Here is a 25,222-nt window from a genome sequence, read left to right as displayed (position 1 = left end):
CCGCCTCGTCATAGCCAGCGCAAGATGCGCTGGCTATACCTGAACAGACAATAAACGGGCAAGCGTCAAAGCTTGCCATCGAATGCCTAAAACAGATCCGCCTCCATGACTTTGGTCCAGGCCTTCACGAAATCACTAACAAATTTTTGCTGATTATCGTCCTGGGCATACACTTCGGCATATGAACGCAGAATTGAATTGGCGCCAAACACCAGATCAATCCGGCTTGCAGACCACTTTTGCTTACCCGAGTCACGTTCGACAATGGCATATGAACCGTCGTTTAGCGGTTTCCAGGTAAACTGCATGTCGGTCAGGTTAACAAAAAAATCATTCGTTAACGTGCCAGGATTATCGGTAAACATACCAAAAGACTGTTGCGAGTAGTTGGTACCCAGAACGCGCATACCGCCCACGAGTACCACCATTTCAGCTGCGGTTAGCCCCATCAGTTGCGCGCGGTCGAGCAGCAACTCTTCGGGTTTTACCGCATAGTTTTGTTTTAACCAGTTTCTAAAACCATCAGCAATCGGTTCAAGCGGTGCGAATGAATCAGCGTCCGTCATTTCATCAGTGGCATCTCCTCGCCCTGGGGTAAAAGGAACTGGCACAGCGAAACCCGCCGCAGCAATAGCCTGCTCTAATCCCACATTACCGGCCAACACGATGGTATCAGCCAGACTCGCACTCATTTTTTCAGCCAACGGTGTTAATACAGCCAGCACCCGCTTTAAACGTTCAGGCTCATTACCCTCCCAGTCTTTTTGTGGCGCCAGGCGAATACGAGCACCATTTGCTCCCCCACGTAAATCGGATTGTCTGAATGTACGGGCGCTATCCCAGGCGGTTGACACCAGTTCAGCAATCGATAGACCAGAGTTTGCAATAAGCGCTTTTAAGCCATCGACATCATAATCGGTAGCACCTGCTGGCACCGGATCCTGCCAAATTAAGTCTTCTTGCGGCGCTTCGGGGCCTATATACCGGCTCTTCGGTCCCATATCCCGGTGAGTCAGCTTGAACCAGGCTTTGGCAAAGACTTCTGAGAAGTATGCCGGGTCGTTATAAAACCGTTCTGATATTTCCCGGTACTTCGGGTCTTTTATCATGGCCATATCGGCATCAGTCATGATGGGATTGAGCCGAATACTCGGATCTTCCACATCCACCGGTTTGTCTTCTTCTTTAATATCAACCGGCTCCCACTGCCATGCGCCGGCTGGTGATTTGGTGAGTTGCCAGTCATAAGTAAACAACAAATAAAAGTACCCGTTGTCCCATTTAGTCGGATGGGTAGTCCAGGCGCCCTCAATACCACTGGTTACCGTATCCCGGCCGATCCCCCTGGTCGTGTGGTTGTTCCAGCCCAGGCCTTGTTCATGTACGTCAGCCGCTTCTGGGTCTGGTCCCAGATGCTCGGCCTTGCCATTACCATGGGTCTTCCCTACCGTGTGCCCGCCAGCGGTTAACGCGACCGTTTCTTCATCGTTCATTGCCATCCGCGCAAAGGTTTCACGCACCTGAGCGGCCGTTTTCAGCGGTTCAGGCTGACCATTAACCCCTTCCGGGTTAACGTATATCAGCCCCATTTGAACAGCGGCTAACGGGTTTTCCATGGTGGCAGGATTGGCCACATCGTCGTAACGGTTATCGCTGGGGGCCAGCCATTCTTTTTCGGCTCCCCAGTACGTATCTTTTTCTGGATGCCAGACATCCTCGCGACCATAGGCAAATCCGTAGGTTTTTAGGCCCATGCTTTCATAAGCAATGGTTCCCGCCAGAATCATCAGGTCGGCCCAACTCACTTTATTGCCATATTTTTTCTTGAGCGGCCAAAGTAAGCGCCGGGCTTTATCCAGGTTAACGTTATCAGGCCACGAATTGAGTGGCGCAAAGCGTTGATTTCCGGTTGCCGCACCGCCCCGGCCGTCGGCGATACGGTAGGATCCTGCAGAGTGCCACGCCATACGAATCATCAGGCCGCCATAATGGCCCCAGTCCGCTGGCCACCAATCCTGAGAATCAGTCATCAGATCTAGCATATCTTGTTTAAGGGCAGCAAAGTCGAGCGATTTAACCGCGTCTCGGTAGTTAAAATCGTCTTCCATAGGATTCGACTTGCGGTCATGCTGATGCAATATGTCAAGGTTAAGGGATTCTGGCCACCAATCAGTATTACTCTTTCCTGACGCTGTCATTCCACCGTGCATTACCGGGCACTTCGACGCAGTATTGCTATCGTCTGTCATGATTTTTACCTCTGTTGTTGTAGGCGATTCCAGGGAAATCGTGAAGATTTAAACCTAATCATAGTCGAAAATAACGCAATGGTATGGCGAAATAAGTTGATTCAAATCATTGCTAAATCTGATTAACCGACGGCATAAAATCAGGCAGTGAAAGGATATCGATGGTCAGCAAAATACTGTGGATAGGATGAATGGTGTAAAGCAAGAACACGCTTCACGGCTTCGACTCTGCGCGCCGTTATCAAAAACACAATTGTGCAAAACAGGTAAAGCCACCGCGCTGTAATGCGGCGGCTTAAAAGAATATTTAGTAGAGTTCAAACACCGGTTTGCCCTTGGCATCAAACTTGACTTCCATCACACGGGCGTGACGATTGGGATCGTACAATGGATCCTGCTTGATTTCTTCCAGCGGGCGAGTATCGGTTTTTGGTACCACCGACGGATCGCCAACGGCATGCTCGTAATCCCTGGCATGATAAACACACAAAGGGGTTACATCATCTTCAGCTACGGTAAAGCAGTTATGGCCGGGGCCAAAGATTTTCTTCTCGTAGTCGGTTTGCAACACGGGATGTCTGGTTTTGGTCCATGCATTGCGATCCAGCAGATCGGCGTTTTCATCGGCTTCCATATAGCCCATACAGTAGCAGGCACCTGTAGCACTGGCCGAGAACGCGATAAAGATTTTGCCATTATGCTTAAGCACAGCCGGACCTTCGTTTACCCAAAAATCAACCCGCTCCCAGTCGTAGTCCGGTGTGGTGAGCATAAACTGCGTGGTTTTAAGTTTAATAGGCGATTCCATTTCAGCCAGGTACAGGTTGGACGCTGCAAACTGCCCGCCGGTCTTCTCGGCCCAACAAAAATAACGCTTACCGTTATTTTCAAATACGGTGGCATCCAGTGAAAAATCGATAAAGGATTTCTCGTCGCCATCGGCAGGCTGCATCATGCCGAGCTCTATCCACTCGTCGTTAAGCGGATCCTGTCCCTGACACTCAAGCACATAGGGGCGTAACGCCCAGATGTCATCTTCCTGACTGGCGGCAAAATAGATGTACCACTTACCATCCAGGTAGTGGATTTCTGGTGCCCAGATGTGGCGGCTCATGGGGCCACTGTCGTGCTTAAACCACACATCAAAAGTTTCGGCGTCCTGTAAGCCTTCAATGGTTGCAGACTTTCTTAGTTCAATGCGATCGTAGGTAGGCACTGAGCCGGTAAAATAATAAAAACCGTCACTGTGTTTGTACACAAAAGGGTCGGCACGCTGGGCCACTAATGGGTCATTTGTCTTTGCTGTCATCATTTATTTCTCAAGTTATATCGAGGCATTTGTCATACAAATGAATTTCAGCGCCAAAGATAACACTTTTTTTACCGTCAGTGCTACCGTTGGGTTAACCCATGTAAACAGAAATTAAGCGAAGTATGAAAGCAGAGGGATAAATAGGAGGTGCTAAATCACCTCCTGTAAACCGGGCTTATCAGAGCGCGCTCAGCCAGGCGTGCTCGGGCAGTAGATACAGGCCTTTTTCTGCTGATGCCCCTTCGCCGACGATATGGCCAATCCCTGCAGCCATTACCGCCAGGGTGACATCGAAGGCATTTAAACTGTCGCCATAGCCGGCGGTAAGGTTAAACATAGAACCGTCAGCCAGTAAAAACAGCGTCTTATCGCCCAACTGATACGCATTAACATAGGGCATTGGTTCGCTGTGGGAAGCATTCTGCTTTAAGTAAGGCACGTCGATTTCCTGCGCCACATGACCCACGTTTAAAATAAACGCTCCGTCTTGCATGCTATCAAGATGCGCGGCACTTACTACGCCATAAGCGCCGGTAGCAGTAGCAACAACATCGGCGGTTTTAACCGCTTCACTTAAATCGACTACCGGCCAGCCATCATATTTAGCCTGTAATGCGCGCGCCGGATCCAGCTCGGCCACCTGCACCTGTGCGCCAAAGGCTTTGGCCGAGGCGGCAACCCCCTGCCCGACTAGTCCGTAACCAATCACCACCACAACTTTTTCGTGCAGCGTCAGGTGCGTGGTTTGAAAAAAGGTTTGCCAGGCGCTTAATCCCACCATATGGCGGTTATGCAGCCCTTCTTTTACCGGCAGGTCATCCCAGTTAAAGATAGGGTAACGGGGCGTTACATTGCCCAACCGATTAATGCCAGAGCCGGTTGCTTCCAGGCCGGCAATTATATTTGGCTGAAGATCACCTTCGTGTAGGCGTGTGGTCAGGTCGGCCCCCATTTCGCACAAATGGGTTGGCCCCCAGGCTAGTGCCTTATCGAAAGATTCAGACCAGTCCTTGTCACTCATATCTCGCCAGGCATGGGCGACCGCGCCTTTGCTAACCAGATGCGCCACTACATCATCCTGCACGGTAGTAGGGTTACAGGTTGTCAGAAATACTTCACAACCGGCATCGAGTAGACCGACTACCAGTGGTGCCATTTTTAGATCCAGATGCATATTGCAGGCAAGTTTTACGCCCTTAAGGTCCGGTATCGCATTGATGGCAGCGCGAGTGCGCGGCATATGGAGCCTGGCCCAGGCCAGCTCCGCTTGAAAGTCCTGATACATTGGGAATTCTTATCACAGAAAAACGATAATCATACGCGCATTAAGCCCTTTTTCTCAACTGGTGAATTTATCGACCCGAATTGATCGAATTTGGCGGTTGCGTATTAAAAGTCAGAGAATAAAGGTATCTTACCTTCAGGACCTACTGCTCAAGGACGCCCATGTACATCACGCTACTTCTGGCTAGCTTATTTATGCTGTTCAGCACCCTGGCACCTCATCTGCCCGGTAAACACTGGCTTATCAGAGTGTGGGAATTTCCCCGTTTACAGTTGTTTGTACTCATTTTGTTGTGCATGACAGGCTGGTTTTTTATGACGATGACACATCCGTTCGCAGCGGTTGTTATGATTATGGCCCTGGCGCTTGCGGGTATCTACCAGGCAATCTGGATCCTGCCCTATACCGCACTGTGGCCCAAGCAGGTGAACCCGGTGAGTAAGGTTGATGACAACTGTACGCTCAGTATTCTAACCAGTAATGTGTATATGTATAACGATAACTACGAGGGGCTGAAAACTCTGGTAAGGCAATATCAGCCTGATATGCTTATCCTGCTGGAAAGTAATCAGGCCTGGCAGGATGCTATGTCATCGATTCACTCCGATTATCCGCACCGCTTAGCCTGCCCGCTGGAAAACCTGTACGGCATGCACTTATACAGCAAGCTGCCTTTTAAAGGCGAACAGATCCGCTATATCGTGGAAGATGATGTGCCTTCCATGGAAGTACAAATCGATATTAGTGGCACGCAGGTAACTGTTTATTTTCTGCATCCCAAACCGCCGAGTCCAACCGAAAATGAATCTGCCGCGCCAAGGGACACTGAGTTAGCCATAATCGGTAAAGAGATGGCAGAACATAAGGATCCGGTGATTGTATCGGGCGATTTAAATGACGTAGCCTGGTCCCCCAGTACAAGACGATTCCGCAAGCTTAGTAAAGCTCAGGATCCGCGTGTAGGACGTGGTTTTTACAATACTTTTCACGCCAAATACCCGATGGTGCGCTGGCCGCTGGATCATATTTTTCACTCGCGGGATTTTGATATGGTGAAGGTGGAAAGACTACCGGGCTACGGCTCTGACCACTTTCCGCTGTTCGCCCAGCTACAACTGACTAAAAAGCGGTAGTAAATGGTTATTCGGTGGGCATTAACAGGTTTTCAAGCTCCCGCGCAGCCATGGGCTTAGCATACAAAAAGCCCTGGGCATATTCAACGTTAAGTGCCTGGCAATACAAAGACTGCTCTTCGGTTTCGACCCCCTCAGCAACAATAAACAAGTCCAGCTTATGACCCACATTAACAATGGCCTCCATGAGGGCGCCATCGTAAGCACTTTCCGGCGCATCCTTAAGGAACGTGCGGTCGATTTTAAGATGACTTACCGGGAAATGTTTTAAATAACTCAGCGATGAATAGCCCACGCCAAAGTCGTCAACCGAGATTTCAACCCCCTTTTCGCGTTGCTTTTTGAGCTCTTCCAGGACCTCACTCCCCGCTTTAATTAGGATATTTTCGGTCAGTTCGATACCAATATCCTGTGGCTTGAGCCCATAGCGAGCACGGCATTCGTCGAGACTGGCAAAGTAGCCTGACTCAACCAGCTCGCGGCCCGACACATTAATATCGACGCGGATATTAATGCCTTGTTCACGCCAGGTCTTCACCTGTTGGCAAGCCTGTTCCATTACCCAACGACCAATATGCAAAATAAGATCGGTGCGCTCAGCAATCGGAATAAACACGCCAGGAGAAACACTGGCCACTTCCTGAGTAGGCCGCCAGCGCAATAAGGCTTCACAAGCTGCGATGCTGCCGGAGCTTAAGTCAAATTGCGGCTGATACACCAACTCAAATTCATGGTTGTTCAGTGACTCATGTAATTGCGCAGCCAGCTTGCGCTGCTCCTGCAGTTGCAAGGCCAGCGATTGAGTGAAAAACTCATAACGATTACGCCCTTTGGCTTTAGCATCGTACATGGCTAAATCTGCATTTTTGAGCAGATCGCCAGCCTTTTCGCCATCTTTAGGATACAGACTAATGCCCACGCTCAGGGTAATCCGAACACTTTCATCGCTCAGCTCAAACGCATGCTGAAAGCAATCGGTTAATTTGCCAGCAAGTTCGCTGGCTCCGGCGCTATCCAGGGCTTCGCTCACCAACACAAATTCATCGCCGCCAAACCGGGTAATTAACCCTCTACCGTCGAGACACTCCTGCAAGCGCTGTGACACTGCTCGCAGCAGCTCATCACCCCATGCATGACCCAGGGTATCATTAACCTCTTTAAACATGTCTAAGTCGAGAAAGAACAGTCCAAACTGCTCACCAGTTTGTTGAGAATTCGCAATGCGACTCTGTAGGGCATTTTCAAGTTGACGGCGATTGGGTAAGCCAGTAAGTAAATCGGTAGACGCCATTTGCTCCAGTTTTTCCCGCGCCGCATACTGTTCACTCAAATCAATATCGATACAGAACATTTCAGGCGAATCGGTATTGGCTTTGAGCATAACGTGGGAAGAAAAGACGTGTACGATGCTGCCGTCCTTGCGCTGCAGCGGCAACTGCGCCGACGGAATCGGCACCCCTTGGTCCAGCCATCGTTGATGCAAAGTAAGCACTTCCTCCCGCATAGGAGGAGGAATAATTAAGTCTTCCAGCTTTTTCCCAATAGCCTCTTCACGACCAAATCCATAAATTTCTTCGCTCGAATCATTCCAGTAGATGACATTTCTGTGCTTGTCGTAGCCTTGAATAGACACCTTGGCAAGTGAACAGATAAGATCCAAAAATCTCAGCTCTGCCGCATCATAGGAGTCACCGAAGTCTGTCATTCGCCGTTTATCTGTAAACATTGTCTTCCTATACAAGCACTAAGCAGTGCGTTGTAAATTGCTCACACAATCGTACACTTATAAAAAGTTTAGCTCAATTGCAGATAATTACCGTGTTATTCATGATCGCCAGCTAACCACCGGCACGTCGAATAACTACCTGCTCGTTATCCAGTAAACTTTCTATTGGTGGTAACGATGCCTCATCTTCAAATAGCGCCGGATCCTGAGCAGACTCCACGCCAACCCAACTATTTTTGCCAGCCGCTTTGGCAGCATAAAGACAACTATCGGCAATCGCCATCAGTGCTTTAAAACTGATATTCATCTCTGGCGCTTGCAGTACCGGAGGGAAACACACATAGCCGATGGAACAAGTTTGCTGGAGTGTCAGTGTATCGCTCACTATAAAATGGTGGGTGTTTATGATCTCAAGCATCCTCTGCGCCAACAGTGCCGCTTCTTCCCTGTTAATGAAGCGGGCAACAGCAACGAATTCTTCACCGCCCCAACGTACCATATAGTCAGACTGACGAAATACCTTTTTCATAAGCCGGGCAAGTTCAACCAGAATGCTATCGCCGATATTGTGACCGTAAGAATCATTCACCTTTTTAAAATCATCCAGGTCGATAATAAACATAACTACATCGGCGTGGACAGGTTTGACTGATTTGCCGACATGCCAGTCGTAATAAATCCTTAGCACATGCTCGAAGTCTGGCTCAATATGATTTTTCAAGAACCGGCGGTTATGCAACCCGGTAAGATTATCAGTAAGGCTGATCGCCTCTACTTCCTGATAGGCTGCCGACAACTGCTGGTTTTTCTCTTCCAGCTCCAGAGTGCGTTGGGCCACTTTTTGTTCCAGCTGACCGTTAATCCGGCGCTGAATTAACCGACCATAAAGTAACAACAGGAGCAGGCATACACAGACAATGGTAAAAGTTGCCGTCATCCATAAAATACGCGATGTCTGCTCAAGGGCCTGCTCTTTTTCGAGCAATTCGATTTGGTGAGCACGGCGCACAAACTCGGCCTGAGCCTGTACTTTAGTAATGCCCTCAAGCCGTGCCTCGTTCAGTCGCTGGTCATCCAGCCTTTTTTGCCTTTGCAGTGCTTCAAAGGCTTGTTCCAATGAGTTATTCGCTAAGTGAACCTTAACCCGTAACGCCTCAAAATCAGATTCCTCAGCGCGTTCGTTATTTTGCCTGGCTTGTTCAAGGCCGGCCTCTATAAATGATAGCGCTGAGGCATAATCTGCTTGCCGGTAGGCCAGCTCAGCAGCAATTTCATAGGAGTCGACCAGCAGACTGCGATAGCCATTTTTGATGGCGCGTTCTATTACTCCGTCGATAAGCGTTTTAGACTTTGCAAGGTTGCCACTGTCCATTTCAAGCTGAGCCAGTGACGATAAGGCCCAATCGATATCCCGTGGCGCCTGAATTTTTCGGAACAGTTCCAGTGCTTTCAGGATATGAGTACGGGCTCTTTCTTGTTGGCCCAGAGCATTAAGCAGATAGCCAATCTTGTTGTTGCTGTACGCGATATTTTTGGGGTCACCCGAAGCAACATCCAGTTCAAGCGCATTCTCAAAGTAGGTTAATGCAGTGTCCAGATCTCCCATCACCCGGCGCAGATCACCAATATTATATAATGCGCTGGCCACTCCGGATTTATCATCAAGCACGGTGTTCATTTCTAAAGCTTGTTGGTGAGCTTCCAGAGCTTCTTCATAGTATCCCATCTTTTCCAGCACGACCCCGATGCTGTTGTATGCTGAGCTGATCGCGTCTTTATCGCCAATTTTCTGAAAAACCTGCATCGACAAATAAACATATTGAAGCGCCTGAGAGTAACCCGACTGATAGCGATAAGTTAGCCCCATCTGACGATATGCTTTACCCAGCCGAGGCTGATCGTCAACACGTTTAAATCGCTCTATCGCTTCGATAAGTTTACTTTGCGCCAGGTCATAACGATTTCGTTCCATGGCGTTACGTGCTTGCTGATATAGCGCCTGTCCTTCAAGACCGGCATCATTCCGCGCCCGGGCTTGATTAATAAACTGCTCAGCAAGCTCATCGGCACGTCGCATCTTGCCCTCGATGCGCGCATCAACAATCTGTGAAGTCACATCTTCGACTGACTCGCTTAGTTGGGGTGGGGATTGAGCGTTTGCCGGACTGACAATGGTTACCCAAAGCACGCATCCAAGCCACCGCAGGGTATTACGAAAGGACATGAAAACCTTTACGAAACGGTAAGTAACATCACATCATTTTATACACGCTGTTTATCCTACAAACAACTATTCAGGCGTATTGCTTCACATCTACAGGTATAAAAAACTCTGTGGCGACAAAGTGTTAAGTCAGTTTTTTCTGTGGGTATGCACAGTAAGAGAGGAAAAACCGGGTGGGCATGGTCGAAGCCATGCAGCCACCCAGGTTACGAATTAATGATTATGCTGAAGTTTGATTAAGCGGCCATCTCTTTTGTCTTCCAGCACATAAATATTGCCTTTATCGTCTTGTTCGACTTCGCGCACCCGTTTACCCCACTCATAACGCTCTGCTTCTTCAACCTGCCATGCGCCTTTGTCATTCTGATTAAATGTAACACGCACTAAGGCCTTGGAAGACAATCCACCGATAAAGCCATTACCGGTCCAGTTGCTGAACAACTTGCCTTTATAGATAATAAATCCAGCCGGACTGATAGCGGGAACCCAGGCCTTCTCCGGCGCTTTGAAAATTGGGAAATCTTCATGATTGGGAATTTTAACGCCCGAATAGTGATCGCCCTGTGAAACCATGGGATAACCATAGTTACGCCCTCGTTCAATGATGTTCAACTCATCACCATGGCGAGGGCCCATTTCGTGTGCCCACAGGTTGCCCTCGGCATCAAAATCGATGCCCAGCGGGTTGCGGTGACCAAGGGTCCAGATTTGCCCGCTGACTTCGCCATTACCAACAAACGGATTACCTTCCGGCATGCTGCCGTCGTCGTTTAGACGCAGGATTTTACCCAGATTCATTGTCATGTTTTGCGCTGGCGTAAACTTTTGTCTTTCGCCAGAGGAAATAAACAAATAACCGTCGGGCGAGAACACCATGCGATGGGAATAGTGCCCGTTACCGGTCACCTTAGGTGACTGGCGCCAGATAATTTCGCGGTCTGACAAGCTTGCGCTGTTATTGGTTATTTTTAGCATAGCGCGCTCAATCACAGCGCCGCTGAATGCATCGTTTTCCGGGTCGCGTTCTATGTACGACACATAAATGGTATTGTTAGTGGCGAACTCCGGATGAATAATCACATCGCCAAGGCCGCCCTGCCCGCGGGCAGTAACGCTGGGTACGTTTTCAACTGAAAACCGTTTTTGCTGATTTTTATCGAGCAGCCAGATGACACCTTCTTTTTCGGTCACCAGGCTGTGGCCATCTGGTAAAAATGTCATTGCCCAGGGGTGATCAAAGGATGCCATTACCTGACCGGTAAGTGTGGTGCCTTCGCTGCCTTCCATCTTAACTTGTGCTGACGAAGCGCTCTGAGCCAGCGCCACAAATGACGAAGTGAGCAGCGTAATAATAAACAGCAGTTGTTTCCGCGCGGGTATTTTTTGCAAAATGAGGCTCCCTACCTAATTCGTTGTTAGCGCAATACTTGTCACACTTATGCGACACGCTATTCATAATCATCAGGTTACCTACGTGATTTATCAGGGATAAGCTCAACTTGTTGCCAATTCAGCGAGTTAATCACCACCAGCGCCACGCTAAATTCTGTTATATATTCTCATCTTCGCGCCACCGGGCAAAATACTGCACCAGAAAATCAATGGCCATGCGGGTACGCAGAGGCATAAAGCGCCTGTTCTGATAAACAATCCAGCTACTGGAGCCGCTCCCCCAATAGGGTTGTAGAATCGGCATCAAGCGGCCACATTTAACTGCCTCGGTAAACGTACTTTTGGGCATATACGCTATGCCCAGACCCTGCTCACAAGCTTGCAGTACGGCATTGGCGTTATTGCTGCGCCAGCGCCCTTTTACTTTTACACTTTCCTGCGCGCCATTATGGAAGAACTTCCAGGTATCATTATTGGTAACGATACAACTATGGTTTTTTAAATCGCCCGGCTGTTTCGGCTCGCCATAGTGTTGCAGATAATCATTAGCGGCCACCGCCATCATCGGCCGGTTAACCAGTTTGCGAGCGATCAGGCTCGAATCGGCAAGCTCCCCATAACGAATGGCGAAATCAATGCCGTCTTCAACAAAGTTAACCATACGACTGTTAAAATCCATATCAATGCTTAACTCGGGGTGGGCCTGGGCAAAACGCATCAGCGCCGGGGCCACATAGTGTTCGGCAAATCCACCTGCTGCACTCACTCGCAAGGTACCGGTCAGGTGAATTTGCTGCAGATTAACCAGCTCATTAGCTTGCTGTAAGCCGATGAGTAGTTCTTTAACCTGCTGGTAATACACCGCGCCAGTGTCAGTCAGACTCACCAACCGGGTAGTGCGTGAGAGTAAAACACAACCCAGGCGCTCCTCCAGTCTGGCCAGCTGACGACTCACATGGCTGGTGCTACAGCCAAGCTGTTTTGCCGCAGCTGAAAAACCTCTGCTTTCGGCTACCGCAATAAATTCGACGATCCCTTCAAAACTATCCAAAGCCCTGCCCCATTATTGCTGTATAACAACAGTATTTACAAAAATAAGCATATTATCATTCAATGAGGGACGTTTTATAGTAATTGCGAATGAACAAGGCAACAGACTAAAAGGAGCATCATGAAAAAGATACTTGTACCGGTAACCAATCACGCCACGCTAGGTACCACTGATCAGGCCAACGGCACCTTTTCACCCGAGATCACCCACGCACTTCACGTGTTTACCCAGCATGGATTTGATTATGACATTGCCTCAATAGCCGGCGGTAAAGTGCCAGTCTACGGTACTGACATTGAAGACGACGAGGTTAACCAACAAGTACTATCCAGCGAAGATTTTCAAAACCGTACGAATAACAGCCTGCCGGTTTCAGAGGTAAATATTGACGATTACGATGCCATATTTTACCCCGGTGGTTTTGGCCTATTAAGCGATTTAGCCAGTAATAAAGAGTTTGCCAAACTGGCCGCAACTCACTACGAAAACAGCGGGTTAATTGGCGCGGTTTGCCATGGCCCCGCGGCCTTATTGCCCATTACTTTAAGCTCAGGCGAAGCGCTTCTGGCAAATAAATCAGTCACAAGCTTTACTCGTGAAGAAGAAGTTGACTACGGCACAATCAACGATATTCCGTTTCTGCTCGAAGAAGCGCTGGCCCGCAAAGCGGCGCGATTCAGCAAAGTACAGCCATGGCAGGACTTCGTGGTAGAAGACGACCGAGTGATCACCGGCCAGAACCCGGCAAGTGCTCACAGTGTGGCTACTGCTATGGTGAAGCAACTCATCAGGTGAACCATCCAAAGTAGCACGCTTAAATGAGTGCGCGGTTTTGCAGTGGGTGCTCCCGGGCAACCCGGGATCGCTTTCAACCCGAACTAAAAAACCTTTAATATTATAATCTTACAAGACACAATGAATTAAGAAGGGGGACTGGACTATCACCAGTTTCCCTTATTTTCATTTTTTTACTGCCATTTGAATAAGCTTGATATCGCTTTCGATAGATGTAAGATTTTCTTTTCGATTTTTCAAAGTATGAACATGATTAATCAAACAGACCTCCATTAGATTTTGGAATGCTCAACCGCCAAGTCTATATTGGTAGCCCGCTTTCCGGATTATTTGGTGAGTCCGTGATTACGGCTAGCTACTGCAATCATATACAACAGTGATTGTAGTAGATTTACCCGCGACAGTTAGGTGAATAGGTTAAAGCCGAAGAAAAATAGACTTGATATTGACCCTTATAAACTTTAAAGCTGTTTGAGCTCTATTGCTGTATACAAGCCAGCAATAAATCTGAGGCTACTAGCAAATTTAAAGCCGCTCGCGACTCAAAACTGTACTCTGGCGGTACTCGGTATTAAAGGTTGCGCAGACTGTAGTCGCGATCACTCCGAGTGAAATCGATATATTCATTTATCGCTTGCAGCATGCTTGTTTTTTATACAATAATAAATCTCAATAACGAAAACAGACTGATTAAAATAAAATTGTCCCGGCAGTAAAGGTAGTTTTCACGCGCATTGTAGAATGAGCAGTCGTACGTCGATGTGAAATTGAGAGGGAATGATGTGATGAATGGAACTCAGCATGAAATATACCTTTACGATTTTGATTCTAATATTCCCATTATTTGCTGCGTCAGACACTTCTGCTGCCAGTTCCAATCAGCTATCCGCTTCCTGTGCCTTAAGCGATCACACTAAATCCCTTCTGGCAGAAGTACTACAAACAAAACATCACCAATGTTTTTCCAGTCAGTGCAGTTTTTTTTCTGATGACGCGCCAAACGTGTATTCAGGCAAGATTAATCAACTGTTAAACAGCCTGGATCGCGATTTACAACAACGATGCAGTCAAGCAGAAGATGCTGTAGATGAGCTTCAGGATGACAGGCTCGATACATTACAAAACAATTATCACGCTTTATACGAAGCCAAAGTTCATACCATCACTTTTTGGTTTACCGGAATAGCCATCCTCTCGGCCATTATTGGTTTATTGGTGCCTTTTGCCCTCTCTGTATCTTTTAATAGCCGACATAATGAATTGGAAAGCGAACTAAGAAAAAAGTTAACGGAGCTTTCAGCCGACTCAGATAAGTTATCGTTCGAAATAGAAAAAATGGAACGAGATTTAGTCACTAACTTAAACAAATTAAAAGACAAGATGCTCGCCGAAAGCGACGAAATTCATAAGGCAATGAATAAGGTTGTTTATAAAGCCGGCGAAGCCAAAAACAAAGCTGAAATGACCCTTGAAAACGCGACGGCGGTCAACGAATCAGCCTCTCAGGTACAAAGTGATACCGAAAGCACACTGCAGCAAATCAAACACGCGTGTAATGAAGCAGTGACTGCACTCAACAATACAGAGCGCGCGCAACAGCAAACTGCACTCGCCAGCAACTTAACGGTACAAGCCCGACGCAATACAGAAGATGCACTTCAACAAGCCACGAGAGCAAGTCATGAGGCATCGGAGGCGCGGCACGAAGCAGAGAATGCGCTTCAGACGACTGAACAACTCATCAATGAGTTCAAACAAAAATTTGCACAACTAGAGAAGCAGGCAAACAGGCGTTTTCAAATCTTAAAATCAAGATTAATGAAGATTAAGAAAGTGCGTATCGGTAGACGCAAAAAATGAACACCGTCAATCAACAATGTGAATCGTGAAATGGTTTAAGACGTTTAACAACGAGAGTTTGCAACGTACCCGGGAGCTGGTTATGTATTCAAAAAATTGGTCGGAAACAACTGTCAAATGGCGCGATTGGCACCGCATGCTTGTGTTCGGCATATTATTCACAGTAATAGTTGGATGTGCAGGCATGGACGTGCAGGAAACCTACTATTTGGCGGTACCCAGCGGCGAAAACACTAATTTTTATCGCGTTAGGGTATCGGCCAATGCAACAAACGGGGTATCTAATTACGATGCCGCATGGTTTTCTGCCCATTCAGTTGATGCATTATATTCAGACGTGACTTCGTCAACCGCGGCTGCAGAGCTAAACGTTGAAAAAAATATCCGTGATACGTTGAATGCGCAGATAGAAAGCGCTTATCAAAGTTACCTTGAGGCGGCAGCAGACCCCACAAAAACTAACACCGAACTGGCGCCATGGCTCAACGTACTCAAGCGGCTGCGGGCTGCCCCGGGCAGTAATACCCCACTCCCCGGTGGTGCCATCGAAATGGAGTACAATCCTGCAGAAAACCTGGTTACCCGTCGGGCAGGTCAAAAGCTGGTCATGGTATTGTCCTCCGACCCTGATGATGTCATTGCAGAAATCAGTAATTTCTCTCAATCCACCGAAACAAGCGCATCGGTGTTGCGCCTAGGCGAAGTTTTTACCCAACAGCAAAACAATCAGGCTTATGAAACCGAGGCTGAAATGAACGCCGTCAGCGATGACTTTGTGCTGCTCGCTGCGCAGTTGGAAGCAGCACTTAACGATTCAGAGCAAGCAGATAAAGATGCGTTAATTCAACGCTTAATCTCACTGATTACCTTGGCGGAGAGTATTCAATGAGCCAGCTAAAACACCTAACCTTATTGGCAGGTTGTAGCCTCTTATTCTCCTGCGCTTCGGCCAAAATAGCGGTGGAGGTAGACATTTATGATGAAGATCCGAGAGTCGTTTTACCCTCTACTCCGCAGGACAATCTGGATTTGCTCGCACAAAGCCAGGTATTGTTATTAGAGGCCGCTTCCGACAAGCAGCGCTCACAGCAGTGGAAGAATCAGGTGGCGAATATATACCAAACCTTGTGGTATAGCGCCGGTGGCGTTGACGATGAGAGTGCAGGAGGGAAAAAGGTTTTCGGCAGCAACGCTCCTCGCCACCCGGTCAGAAGACTGATTGACACTATTAACAACAATGATAAGCAGGAAGATGATGCGCTGGCGTTCCTGGAGGAATCACTGGAAGCGCTGCAAAACAATATTCGCCAATACAACAATATTTACCTTGCCCAGTTACAGGAATTTAAAAAAGAATATGCCGATTATTGTATCGGCGCCACCGCGAGCGACGAAAAGCGCTCTTCTCCGCTTGCAACAAATACACATCAGAGCGGCAACGGCACACCACACAAAGCGTGTTTCAGAGTTATTCCTTTACTCAATATTCAGAATAAAAACAGCATTATTCCGCAGCTTGGTTTGGAAAAAAGAAACTGTTCGCGCAATACCAATGGCAGTTCAGTTATCGTGCGCAACTGCGTAATTCAAGATAAAGAAGCGGCTAAGGTGCTGCTTACAGAATCGCAATTTATAAAGCGTAAACTGGCGCTCGGAGACGTATCAGAGGCGCTTCAACCGGTGCAAGAAAATGCAGCTACTCTCACGTGCAAAAACCTGTTTCAGTGCCAAAATCATATCCAGCAAGCGCTTGCAGGAGTCATTGCTGCGTATGATAGCTACGTACTAACTGCCGATATTTTAGTGGACTGGGCGCCAGTAGAAAGCTTAATTCAGGCAAAAATGGTTCAGGCCCACAACAATAAACTCGAACAACAACGTTTACGCAATCTTCTCTCATCGTCGCAACAGAAGATCCAATTACTGCACAATAAAATGGGGGCTGATAATCAGCAAAAACTCGACAAGGCTCGGTCATCGAAAAACAGCCTCGCGCAATTACAGCGCGGCGAGGTGGAAGTCAGCTTTGTTGGTTTAAAGCGAGAAATGCCATTAGCTGGCAGCATACGGGAGCAACTGGCAGAGCAGGCAAGAAACACCTCAGGATTGTATTATTTAATCGACCGATTACAGGATGTTGGTGATCCCGTATGGCGGACTATTACCAACCCGCTCAATGAGCACCACTGGAATAAAAAAGTCAGTAAGACCTTCGTGAAAGCTCAGGGAGACACGTCGATGGTCATTGTTAGAGACAATCCGCTGCACTTTAGAGCTCATCATGTCAGAAATGACCCAAGTGCATTAATTAAAGGTCAACTCGAAATAGCCCGGGCTATTGGTGATGCGGCTTTAACCATTGCAGGCGTTAAATTAGGCGGACGCGCAGCGCTTACCGGTTCCGCCCCCGAAAAGGAAAGTATTGAGCTTACCTCTGTAACTCCTGCCGGCAACGCGGAAAAACAAAAAAGACAGGTAGCACAAAAGCAAAAAGTCTTAAATGCTATGACAAATCAATTGAGAGTATTGCAACGTGAACTCGAAACGTTGACGCTTGATGAACCCGACGATGATAAACAAAAACAAAAGTTTGAAGCCAGGCTGAAATCCTTACGAAACCGGATTATTGGCTTGTTGCAGGGCTATAAAGTGCGGTTTGAGGTAGCTCAAGATGCTTAGTCAGATTGCTTCAAAAATCAGAATGTGGACACGCACCGGCTACGTCTTTGTCAGACCCTACTTTGGCTTATTGGCTTTGCTTATTCTGGCAGTGACCGCGGTAAATTGGATGGTCCTGACATACGAAGAAAATAGCAGTAGGAAGGTCTCTGACTGGAACAATTTATTTTTCTTATTAGTACTAAGTTTTGTTTGTGTTGCTCTTGCTGTTGTCACACGCACTCCTCAAAAGCATGAAACACTATCGATTATAGAGCGAAATGCCGGTTGGTTGACCTTTGTCAGCTATTCTTTTACTGCAATGGCGCTGATAGGTTCCTTCGTTTCGAAGCAATTCACACTATGGTTACTCATCGGTATCTATCTGAGTGCAAGTTCAACACTACTGGCGTTGACTCGTCCCATTGATTACAAACAACTAGGTCCGGATAAAAACGGAGACAACAAGTCAGATCCCGTGGAAGAAGATAACTACGTGATCAATGGGATCTTTCGTTTGGCTTACGGATTCGTCTTTTTGTGTGTGATTGCCCTAGTCGCTCTCGCTTTTAATAATCAGCCCCTCATACTAAACCCTACTAGAACTGAGTTGCCCCGCGAATATCATCCGCAAGATGTCCTTAACAATAGAGTAAATACCCTCATTGCTATCGTAAAAGGATGCGATTTCCAATATCAGGAGGCTATTGATCCCACCGCTTCCACCAGACTAGAGCGTCTTGAAGGACGTATGCCTGAACAAGCCCATTGTGGAGATCTTCCGCCGCAATGGGTACTGTCCATTGGCGGTAATGTGCTGCTCTGCCATGTATTAAACAATTGTGCTGAAGCGATTGCTGCACTCAACAACGAAAAAATAAATTACGGGGATCTCGCCACTCTGAAGCAGGAATTGAGCGATCTGCAGGAGCAAAAACATCGTCTGGAAACTGAAATTGCTGACCATAAGCGAGTACTTAGCGGCCTGACTATGGAAAACAATATATTCAAAAGTGATCAGGTTGAAAAGAGAATTAGAGCCTTTACTCCATGTATAAGCTGTGATGAACACTCGCTTTTAGGTTTATCCCGAGAGATAGAGGCATTAAAGCAGAAAATAGCTAAAGCGCAGTCGCAGTTGAAACATCAAGAACAAGTCTTCGAGCAGCCATTAATCTTTGGCCAACCGATCACTGGCGGCATTGTAGTACCAATCTACTTTTTAATTCTGGCGATGATTGGCGCTTTAATCAGCATGGCCAGAAAGCTCCCCGAATTTCAAAGGCGTGTCACGCCCGCTTATCACCTTCGCTATATTCACGATGTAAAGGAAAACCCCAAGCTGGCGGCCCCTATGACCGGCGCCGAAGCCCGGGAATTAGTAATGTTTCAAATGGTGCAGGTTTTAACCTCAGTAGGAGTTGCGATTATTGCATACTCATGGGCAACCCCGAATGAAATGGCAGCAGGCGCTGTATTAGCCTTTATTGCCGGCTTCTCATCTGAAATCGTACTGATAGCAGTAAGAGGTGTATCAAAAAGATTGGTAGAAGCTGAGCCGCGAGTTATTGCGAAAAGTCGCCTAGTCAGTCGTGAGCAGATTCCACAAACGATTGACGTTACCAACAGTGATAGCCCCAAGCCGAGTCCGGCCCTACGGGTACGAACAGTTTCATTAGCGCCACTCGAAGTGGGTCAAGAAGTCAAATTATTAAATAGTAAAATGCTGCCTAACGGCAATGTGTTGGAATTATTGTCGGTTGGTACCGTTAAATCCATTAGAAATACAACGATTACTGTACTGTTTGAGCTGGACGGCAAGCCACTGGAAATTAATCTGAATCGCAGTGATTTGGCGCCAAGTGAGCAGGTTGGCGCGTCAAAAGACGATTTGAGAGGATAAACATGAAAAAAGGTCAGACTACCGCCAGATCAGGGCTATGTCTTAGAGCGCAGCCAAAAACCGGAGCCATTATCGGGGCCCTGGAGTATGGTAGCCAGCTCGAAGTAATCAGCGAAGAAACCTGGCTAAAAGTGAAAACGGTCAACGGCACTGAAGGCTATGTACTAGCAGACTATGTAGAACTTTCCAATGTGAGACCGCCGAAAAATACACAATCTGCAGCTAACAATCATATTATAACCTATCGGCCTTTCACGAGTCTTATCCAGGGCAAGCCGGTTAAAATCGATATCGCTTTTAAACCCGTCATGATTTGGTTAGAAAAACAGCTTCAGAAGCATGATCTTAGTATGTGGGTCACCAGTTCATTAAGAGAGCCGGGACAGCCAGTTTCTGAGGCCGTGGTTAATCCTGCCAGCTTGTCCAATCACTTGGTTGGTCATGCTATCGATATGAACTTATTTACCCCTTCCGAGTGGTTTAACTCTAACCGATTGGAACGGATCAACATCATCGACAAAGCAAAATCCAGGCAAATCCCCCTCGATGATGAAGAGAAAGTACGTCGCTTTCTTTATAGTATCGTCCATGAATCAAAAAGTGAATTAGGTTTTGAACTGCGCTGGGGAGGACATTTTGCGCCTAGTGATCCTGTGCATATCGATGACGGCATTAATGTAAAAGACAACCATCAGTACTGGACAATGCTTAAAAAAACCTGGCCGTCGCTGGTAACTTAACCTTCAGGATAATAAGTAATAACTATTGAACGACTTATATCACCAGGAAGGACAGGGTTGTTTCCTTTCAGGGCGTTCAATTTTTCAAAATAGATTCTCTGAAGATTCTGAGGAGGAAGATGATCGTCAGATAGCCCCGTTCGATACGAGACACTAACTGCCAATTTTTACCAAAATAAAAAAAGCGAGCACTTAAGGCTCGCCTTTCAAATCTATGAACAGCTTAGTCAGTCACGAACTTAATTGTTGATCACCAACTCATCACTCTTCAATATAGCTTTCCAGCGGCGGGCAGCTACACATGAGATTGCGGTCGCCGTATACGTCATCGATACGGTTTACGCTTGGCCAGAACTTATTGCGGGCGACTGTAGGTACAGGATATGCCGCGGTGGTGCGGTCATAGCTGCGGTTCCAGTCGTTATCACAGATATCGGCCAGTGTGTGTGGTGCGTTGTGCAGTGGGTTGTCGGTGGCATCCCATTCGCCGCTTTCCACTTTGGCAATCTCTTCGCGAATATGGATCATGGCTTCCACAAAACGGTCGAGCTCAAACTTCGATTCTGACTCGGTTGGCTCAATCATCAGCGTACCGGCTACCGGGAAGCTCATGGTTGGCGAATGGAAACCGTAGTCGTTCAGACGCTTGGCGATGTCCAGCTCGGTAACCCCAGAGGCTTCTTTAAGCGGGCGTAAATCGATAATACATTCGTGTGCCACGTGGCCATTACGCCCTTTGTAAAGTACCGGGTAATGACCTTCCAGTGAACGCGCCACATAGTTAGCGTTCAGAATGGCCACCTCGGTAGCTTTACGTAAACCGGCACTGCCCATCATTTTAATGTACATGTAGCTGATAGGCAGAATCGACGCACTGCCCCATGGCGCGGCTGATACCGCACCACAGTCTTTACCCGCACCATCAATGTCTACCACAGTGTGGTTAGACAGGAACGGCGCTAAATGCGCTTTTACGCCGATAGGCCCCATACCCGGGCCGCCACCACCGTGTGGAATACAAAAGGTTTTGTGCAGGTTTAAGTGCGATACATCTGAGCCAATAAAGCCTGGTGCGGTAATTCCTACCTGCGCATTCATGTTGGCGCCGTCCATATACACCTGACCGCCGTGCTGATGCACGATATCGCAAATTTCACGCACGGTTTCTTCGTATACGCCGTGAGTAGAAGGATACGTAATCATGGCACAAGACAGGTTATCACCCACTTCTTCAGCTTTTGCACGCAGATCGTCAAGATCTACGTTACCGTTTTTGTCACAGGCAACGACTACCACTTTCAGGCTAACCATTTGCGCCGAAGCCGGGTTAGTACCGTGGGCAGAGCTTGGGATAAGGCACACGTTACGATGACCTTCACCACGGCTTTCGTGGTAACGCTGAATCGCCAGCAGCCCGGCATATTCGCCCTGAGCACCAGAGTTAGGTTGCATAGATAGCGCATCGTAACCGGTAATGCTGATGAGCCAGTCGCTGAGTTCGCTGATCATTTCCTGATAGCCTGTAGCCTGATCCAGCGGTGCAAACGGGTGCAGCTGGCCAAATTCAGGCCAGGTTACCGGGATCATTTCGGCCGTAGCGTTCAGCTTCATTGTACATGAGCCCAGAGAAATCATTGAGTGATTCAGCGCTAAATCTTTGTCTTCCAGGCTCTTAATGTAACGCAGCATCTCTGTTTCTGAGTGATAGCGGTTAAACACTTCGTGAGTCAGGTAGTCACTGGTACGTACCAGATCGGCCGGAATAGACTGGCTTCCCTGAGTGGTCACCTGGGCATCGAGGTCGTCAATGCTCAAGCCGTGATCATCGCCAATTAATACGCTGAACAGGTTCAGAATGTCGTCGCGGGTTGTGGTTTCATCCAGCGCAATACCCACAGCGCCTTCAAGGTCTGCACGCAGATTGAGGCCCAGTGCCAGCGCCTTTTCAATCACACTGTCTTTGTTATCCACCAGCACGGTGAGCGTATCAAAGTAAGTGCAGTGCTTCAGTGCCAGACCTTTCTTGGTTAAACCTGCAGCCAGAATATCGGCAAAGCGATGAATACGGCTGGCGATGGTTTTAATGCCTTCAGGGCCATGGTAAACCGCGTAGAACGAAGCCATGTTGGCCAGCAATACCTGGGCAGTACAGATGTTTGAATTGGCTTTTTCGCGGCGAATGTGTTGCTCGCGGGTTTGCAGCGCCATACGCAGTGCCTGACGGCCACGGGTGTCTTTACTTACACCAATGATACGGCCTGGTAATGAGCGCTTGTAAGCATCACGGGTGGCAAAAAAGGCCGCGTGAGGACCACCGTAACCCATGGGTACACCAAAACGTTGAGCACTGCCTAAGGCAACATCTGCACCTAATTCACCGGGCGACTTCAGCAGCGCCAGGCTCATCAGATCGGTGGCAACCGCCACAATGCCTTTTTTGGCCTGTACCGCGGCAATGGTATCGGAGAGCTCTTTCACTTCACCGGTAGTGCCGGGGTATTGCAGTAACGCACCAAACACATCGTGATCGGCTGCCTGCTCGGCCGGGCCGGTAATAATGCCAAAACCAAACATCTCAGCACGGGTTTCTACCACGTCCAGAGTTTGCGGGTGCACATCATCGGCCACGAAGAACAGGTTAGCTTTTTTGTTTTTAGATACCCGTTTGGCCAGCGCCATGGCTTCGGCCGCCGCGGTGCCTTCGTCCAGCAATGAGGCTGATGCCAGCTCTAAACCGGTTAAATCGATTGTCAGTTGCTGGAAGTTAAGGATGGCTTCCAAACGGCCCTGGGCTATTTCTGGCTGATACGGTGTATAGGCGGTATACCAGCCCGGGTTTTCCAGCACGTTACGTAAAATGACGTTTGGCACGTGGGTATCGTAATAGCCCATGCCAATAAACGAGCGGTTAATTTTATTCTTTGCGGCAGTGGCTTTAAGGGCTGCCAGCGCTTCAACTTCGGTGGCGCCTTCGCCGGCTTCGATAGGTTTATCCAGACAAATGCTGTTGGGCACGGTCTGCTCGATAAGGTCATCCAGTGAACTGGCGCCCACTTTGTCCAGCATCTGCTGGATTTCTTCTTCGCCAGGGCCAATATGACGGCCAACAAAGGCATTTTTTTGCTCTAACTGAGCCAGTGAAATTGAAGCGTTTGACATAATTCGTTAAGCATCTGCAATAGAGTAAAAAGAATAAACAAAGGGGCCAATAACGCCCCTTTATTATCAATGTTGTAACGTCAGACTTATTCGTCGTCTTCGATACTGGCGGCGTAGCCTTCAGCGTCGAGCAGTTCGTCTACTTCAGCCACATCGTCGGCCTTGATTTTAAATAACCAGCCGTCACCGAATGGGTCTGAGTTAACCAGCTCCGGTGAGTCTTCAAGCTCTTCGTTTACTGCCAGCACTTCGCCGGTGATTGGGGTGTAAACGTCTGATGCGGCTTTTACCGATTCGGCTACTGCCACGTCGTCGCCGGCATTCACCTGATCACCCACATCCGGTAAATCAACAAATACCATATCACCTAATAAATCCTGCGCGTGTTCTGTGATACCAATGGTAAAAACTCCGTCACCTTCCGGGCGAACCCACTCGTGTGACGCCGCGTATCGTAAATCATTTGGGATAGTACTCATGTGTATTCCTGCTCTTCGTTAAATTGTTATAAAACACTTTTTCCATTGCGGACAAAACTGGGCTTAACCACTTCTACTTTAACCGACTTTTTACGCATTTCCACCTCTACGGTGCTGCTGTTAGTCGCAGGAATACGCGCCATGGCAATGGCATGTCCTAAGGTAGGTGAGAAGGTACCCGAAGTAATAATGCCCGCTTCGCCTTCTGCGGTTTTGACTTGAAGTCCGGCGCGCAATACGCCTTTTTCTTTCATCACCAGGCCAACCAGCTTTTGGGTGCCCTGTTCACGCTGTGCCTCAAGCGCTGCACGACCCACAAAGTCACGCTCGGCAGGTTCCCAGGTCACGGTCCAGCCCATGTTCGCTTCCAGCGGCGAAATGGTTTCGTCCATATCCTGGCCATATAAATTCATGCCCGCTTCCAAACGCAGCGTGTCCCGTGCACCCAGTCCACTGGGTTTTACCCCGGCATCCAGCAGGCTCTGCCACAGCTCAGGGGCTTTTTCTACCGGCACCATAATTTCGTAACCGGCTTCACCGGTATAGCCAGTAGTGGCAATAAACAGATCTTCGGCCTGCACACCGTAAAACGGCTTCATGCCTTCAACCGCTTCATTCTGAGCGTTAGAGAATACTACCGCCGCTTTGGCTTTGGCTTCTGGCCCCTGCACCGCAATCATGGCGAACTCAGGACGTTCGGTAACGGTTACGTCAAAGCCTTCAGTTTGCTTTAACAGCCAGTTCATGTCTTTTTCGCGGGTCGCCGAGTTAACTACCATGCGGTAGTTAGTAGCATCAAAATAATACACAATCAGATCATCAACCACGCCGCCATCGTCGTTCAGCATGCCACTGTATAACGCTTTGCCCTTGTCCTTGAGCTTATCAACATCGTTAGCCAGCAAGTAACGCAGATAGTCTTTAGCCTGGCTGCCGGTAACATCAACAATGGTCATGTGCGACACGTCAAACATGCCCGCCGCCTGACGTACAGTATGGTGTTCTTCGATTTGCGACCCATAGTGAAGCGGCATATCCCAGCCGTGGAAATCGACCATCTTGGCACCTGATTCAAGGTGTTTGTTGTATAACGCGGTGCGTTGTGTAGTTGCGCTGCTCATTGTGGCTAACCCGACATTGTGAAGAGATTGCATAAAAGTATAGGGAGGCCTGGCAATCACAACAAATTGGAAATTCTTATGAATGCATTTAAAATACTTATATACACAAGCCTGAATATCAGAATTACTAATCTT

17 protein-coding genes are annotated in these 25,222 nt (G+C 48.1%); 7 read left to right on the top strand and 10 right to left on the bottom strand.

From position 1 onward, the window contains the following. Nucleotides 1–86: 86 nt before the first annotated feature. The 3 genes from katG to C6Y40_RS18890 form a co-directional block, all read right to left on the bottom strand. Complete coding sequence (katG, locus tag C6Y40_RS18900; protein ID WP_170308536.1) at nt 87–2,249, bottom strand: catalase/peroxidase HPI; 2,163 nt, start codon at nt 2,247–2,249, stop codon at nt 87–89. A gap of 307 nt (nt 2,250–2,556) precedes the next feature. After that, nucleotides 2,557–3,558, bottom strand: a complete 1,002-nt coding sequence (locus C6Y40_RS18895; RefSeq protein WP_105935961.1) for a glycoside hydrolase family 43 protein — start codon at nt 3,556–3,558, stop codon at nt 2,557–2,559. Nucleotides 3,559–3,739: 181 nt separating this feature from the next. After that, the gene (locus tag C6Y40_RS18890) at nt 3,740–4,846 is read right to left on the bottom strand and encodes an adenosylhomocysteinase (protein ID WP_105935960.1); all 1,107 of its coding nucleotides are present in this window, start codon (nt 4,844–4,846) and stop codon (nt 3,740–3,742) included. Nucleotides 4,847–5,007: 161 nt separating this feature from the next. Between C6Y40_RS18890 and C6Y40_RS18885 the strand changes: the two genes are divergently transcribed. Beyond that, the gene (locus C6Y40_RS18885) at nt 5,008–5,979 is read left to right on the top strand and encodes an endonuclease/exonuclease/phosphatase family protein (protein WP_105935959.1); all 972 of its coding nucleotides are present in this window, start codon (nt 5,008–5,010) and stop codon (nt 5,977–5,979) included. A gap of 7 nt (nt 5,980–5,986) precedes the next feature. Here the strand turns inward: C6Y40_RS18885 and C6Y40_RS18880 are convergent, their stop codons facing one another. The 4 genes from C6Y40_RS18880 to C6Y40_RS18865 form a co-directional block, all read right to left on the bottom strand. Then, on the bottom strand, nt 5,987–7,705 hold the full coding sequence (locus C6Y40_RS18880; RefSeq protein WP_105935958.1) for a sensor domain-containing protein: 1,719 nt from the start codon (nt 7,703–7,705) through the stop codon (nt 5,987–5,989). Nucleotides 7,706–7,817: 112 nt separating this feature from the next. After that, nucleotides 7,818–9,929 carry a diguanylate cyclase gene (locus C6Y40_RS18875; protein WP_105935957.1) on the bottom strand — a complete coding sequence of 704 codons (2,112 nt, stop codon included), beginning with the start codon at nt 9,927–9,929 and terminating at the stop codon, nt 7,818–7,820. A 213-nt stretch (nt 9,930–10,142) separates the two neighbouring features. Next, entirely contained in the window at nt 10,143–11,318 is a 1,176-nt protein-coding gene (locus tag C6Y40_RS18870) for a PQQ-dependent sugar dehydrogenase (protein WP_105935956.1), read from the bottom strand. 160 nt (nt 11,319–11,478) lie between these two features. Further along, nucleotides 11,479–12,372, bottom strand: coding sequence for a LysR family transcriptional regulator (locus C6Y40_RS18865; RefSeq protein WP_105935955.1), 894 nt, complete (start codon nt 12,370–12,372; stop codon nt 11,479–11,481). Between the two features lie 120 nt (nt 12,373–12,492). On the opposite strand from C6Y40_RS18865, the gene C6Y40_RS18860 reads away from it, so the two are divergent. From C6Y40_RS18860 to C6Y40_RS18835, 6 genes are all read left to right on the top strand, one after another. Continuing rightward, a complete protein-coding gene (locus tag C6Y40_RS18860; RefSeq protein ID WP_105935954.1) occupies nt 12,493–13,167 on the top strand; it encodes a type 1 glutamine amidotransferase domain-containing protein in 675 nt (224 codons plus the stop codon). 801 nt (nt 13,168–13,968) lie between these two features. Next, entirely contained in the window at nt 13,969–15,027 is a 1,059-nt protein-coding gene (locus C6Y40_RS18855) for a hypothetical protein (protein ID WP_105935953.1), read from the top strand. A gap of 184 nt (nt 15,028–15,211) precedes the next feature. Beyond that, nucleotides 15,212–15,916, top strand: a complete 705-nt coding sequence (locus tag C6Y40_RS18850; protein ID WP_146129611.1) for a hypothetical protein — start codon at nt 15,212–15,214, stop codon at nt 15,914–15,916. After that, a complete protein-coding gene (locus C6Y40_RS18845; protein ID WP_105935951.1) occupies nt 15,913–17,706 on the top strand; it encodes a hypothetical protein in 1,794 nt (597 codons plus the stop codon). The genes C6Y40_RS18850 and C6Y40_RS18845 overlap by 4 nt, the downstream gene beginning before the upstream one ends. Next, a complete protein-coding gene (locus C6Y40_RS18840) occupies nt 17,699–19,588 on the top strand; it encodes a hypothetical protein (protein WP_105935950.1) in 1,890 nt (629 codons plus the stop codon). The genes C6Y40_RS18845 and C6Y40_RS18840 overlap by 8 nt, the downstream gene beginning before the upstream one ends. 2 nt (nt 19,589–19,590) lie before the next feature. Next, complete coding sequence (locus C6Y40_RS18835; RefSeq protein ID WP_105935949.1) at nt 19,591–20,328, top strand: SH3 domain-containing protein; 738 nt, start codon at nt 19,591–19,593, stop codon at nt 20,326–20,328. A gap of 261 nt (nt 20,329–20,589) precedes the next feature. Here C6Y40_RS18835 and gcvP read toward each other — a convergent pair whose 3' ends face one another. From gcvP to gcvT, 3 genes are all read right to left on the bottom strand, one after another. Next, entirely contained in the window at nt 20,590–23,487 is a 2,898-nt protein-coding gene (gene gcvP / locus C6Y40_RS18830; RefSeq protein ID WP_105935948.1) for an aminomethyl-transferring glycine dehydrogenase, read from the bottom strand. 86 nt (nt 23,488–23,573) lie between these two features. Next, nucleotides 23,574–23,966 carry a glycine cleavage system protein GcvH gene (gcvH, locus tag C6Y40_RS18825; protein WP_105935947.1) on the bottom strand — a complete coding sequence of 131 codons (393 nt, stop codon included), beginning with the start codon at nt 23,964–23,966 and terminating at the stop codon, nt 23,574–23,576. A gap of 26 nt (nt 23,967–23,992) precedes the next feature. Continuing rightward, nucleotides 23,993–25,087: a glycine cleavage system aminomethyltransferase GcvT gene (gene gcvT, locus C6Y40_RS18820; RefSeq protein WP_105935946.1), complete on the bottom strand. Its 1,095-nt coding sequence runs from the start codon at nt 25,085–25,087 to the stop codon at nt 23,993–23,995. Nucleotides 25,088–25,222 lie beyond the last annotated feature (135 nt).

The sequence above is a fragment of the Marisediminitalea alba genome, assembly GCF_002993365.1.
GTDB classification, from domain to species: Bacteria; Pseudomonadota; Gammaproteobacteria; order Enterobacterales; family Alteromonadaceae; genus Alteromonas; species Alteromonas alba.
The sequence above is the reverse complement of the archived record's forward strand: the minus strand, read 5'-3'. Positions and strand labels throughout refer to the sequence as shown.

Bases quoted from the DNA above. Each gene is read 5' to 3' on its own strand.
- C6Y40_RS18850 (WP_146129611.1), top strand. From the start codon at position 15,212: ATGGACGTGCAGGAAACCTACTATTTGGCGGTACCCAGCGGCGAAAAC.
- C6Y40_RS18890 (WP_105935960.1), bottom strand. From the start codon at position 4,846: ATGTATCAGGACTTTCAAGCGGAGCTGGCCTGGGCCAGGCTCCATATG.
- C6Y40_RS18875 (WP_105935957.1), bottom strand. From the start codon at position 9,929: ATGTCCTTTCGTAATACCCTGCGGTGGCTTGGATGCGTGCTTTGGGTA.
- gcvT (WP_105935946.1), bottom strand. From the start codon at position 25,087: ATGAGCAGCGCAACTACACAACGCACCGCGTTATACAACAAACACCTT.
- gcvP (WP_105935948.1), bottom strand. From the start codon at position 23,487: ATGTCAAACGCTTCAATTTCACTGGCTCAGTTAGAGCAAAAAAATGCC.
- C6Y40_RS18885 (WP_105935959.1), top strand. From the start codon at position 5,008: ATGTACATCACGCTACTTCTGGCTAGCTTATTTATGCTGTTCAGCACC.
- katG (WP_170308536.1), bottom strand. From the start codon at position 2,249: ATGACAGACGATAGCAATACTGCGTCGAAGTGCCCGGTAATGCACGGT.
- C6Y40_RS18840 (WP_105935950.1), top strand. From the start codon at position 17,699: ATGCTTAGTCAGATTGCTTCAAAAATCAGAATGTGGACACGCACCGGC.
- C6Y40_RS18855 (WP_105935953.1), top strand. From the start codon at position 13,969: ATGAAATATACCTTTACGATTTTGATTCTAATATTCCCATTATTTGCT.
- C6Y40_RS18835 (WP_105935949.1), top strand. From the start codon at position 19,591: ATGAAAAAAGGTCAGACTACCGCCAGATCAGGGCTATGTCTTAGAGCG.
- C6Y40_RS18860 (WP_105935954.1), top strand. From the start codon at position 12,493: ATGAAAAAGATACTTGTACCGGTAACCAATCACGCCACGCTAGGTACC.
- C6Y40_RS18845 (WP_105935951.1), top strand. From the start codon at position 15,913: ATGAGCCAGCTAAAACACCTAACCTTATTGGCAGGTTGTAGCCTCTTA.
- C6Y40_RS18880 (WP_105935958.1), bottom strand. From the start codon at position 7,705: ATGTTTACAGATAAACGGCGAATGACAGACTTCGGTGACTCCTATGAT.
- gcvH (WP_105935947.1), bottom strand. From the start codon at position 23,966: ATGAGTACTATCCCAAATGATTTACGATACGCGGCGTCACACGAGTGG.
- C6Y40_RS18895 (WP_105935961.1), bottom strand. From the start codon at position 3,558: ATGACAGCAAAGACAAATGACCCATTAGTGGCCCAGCGTGCCGACCCT.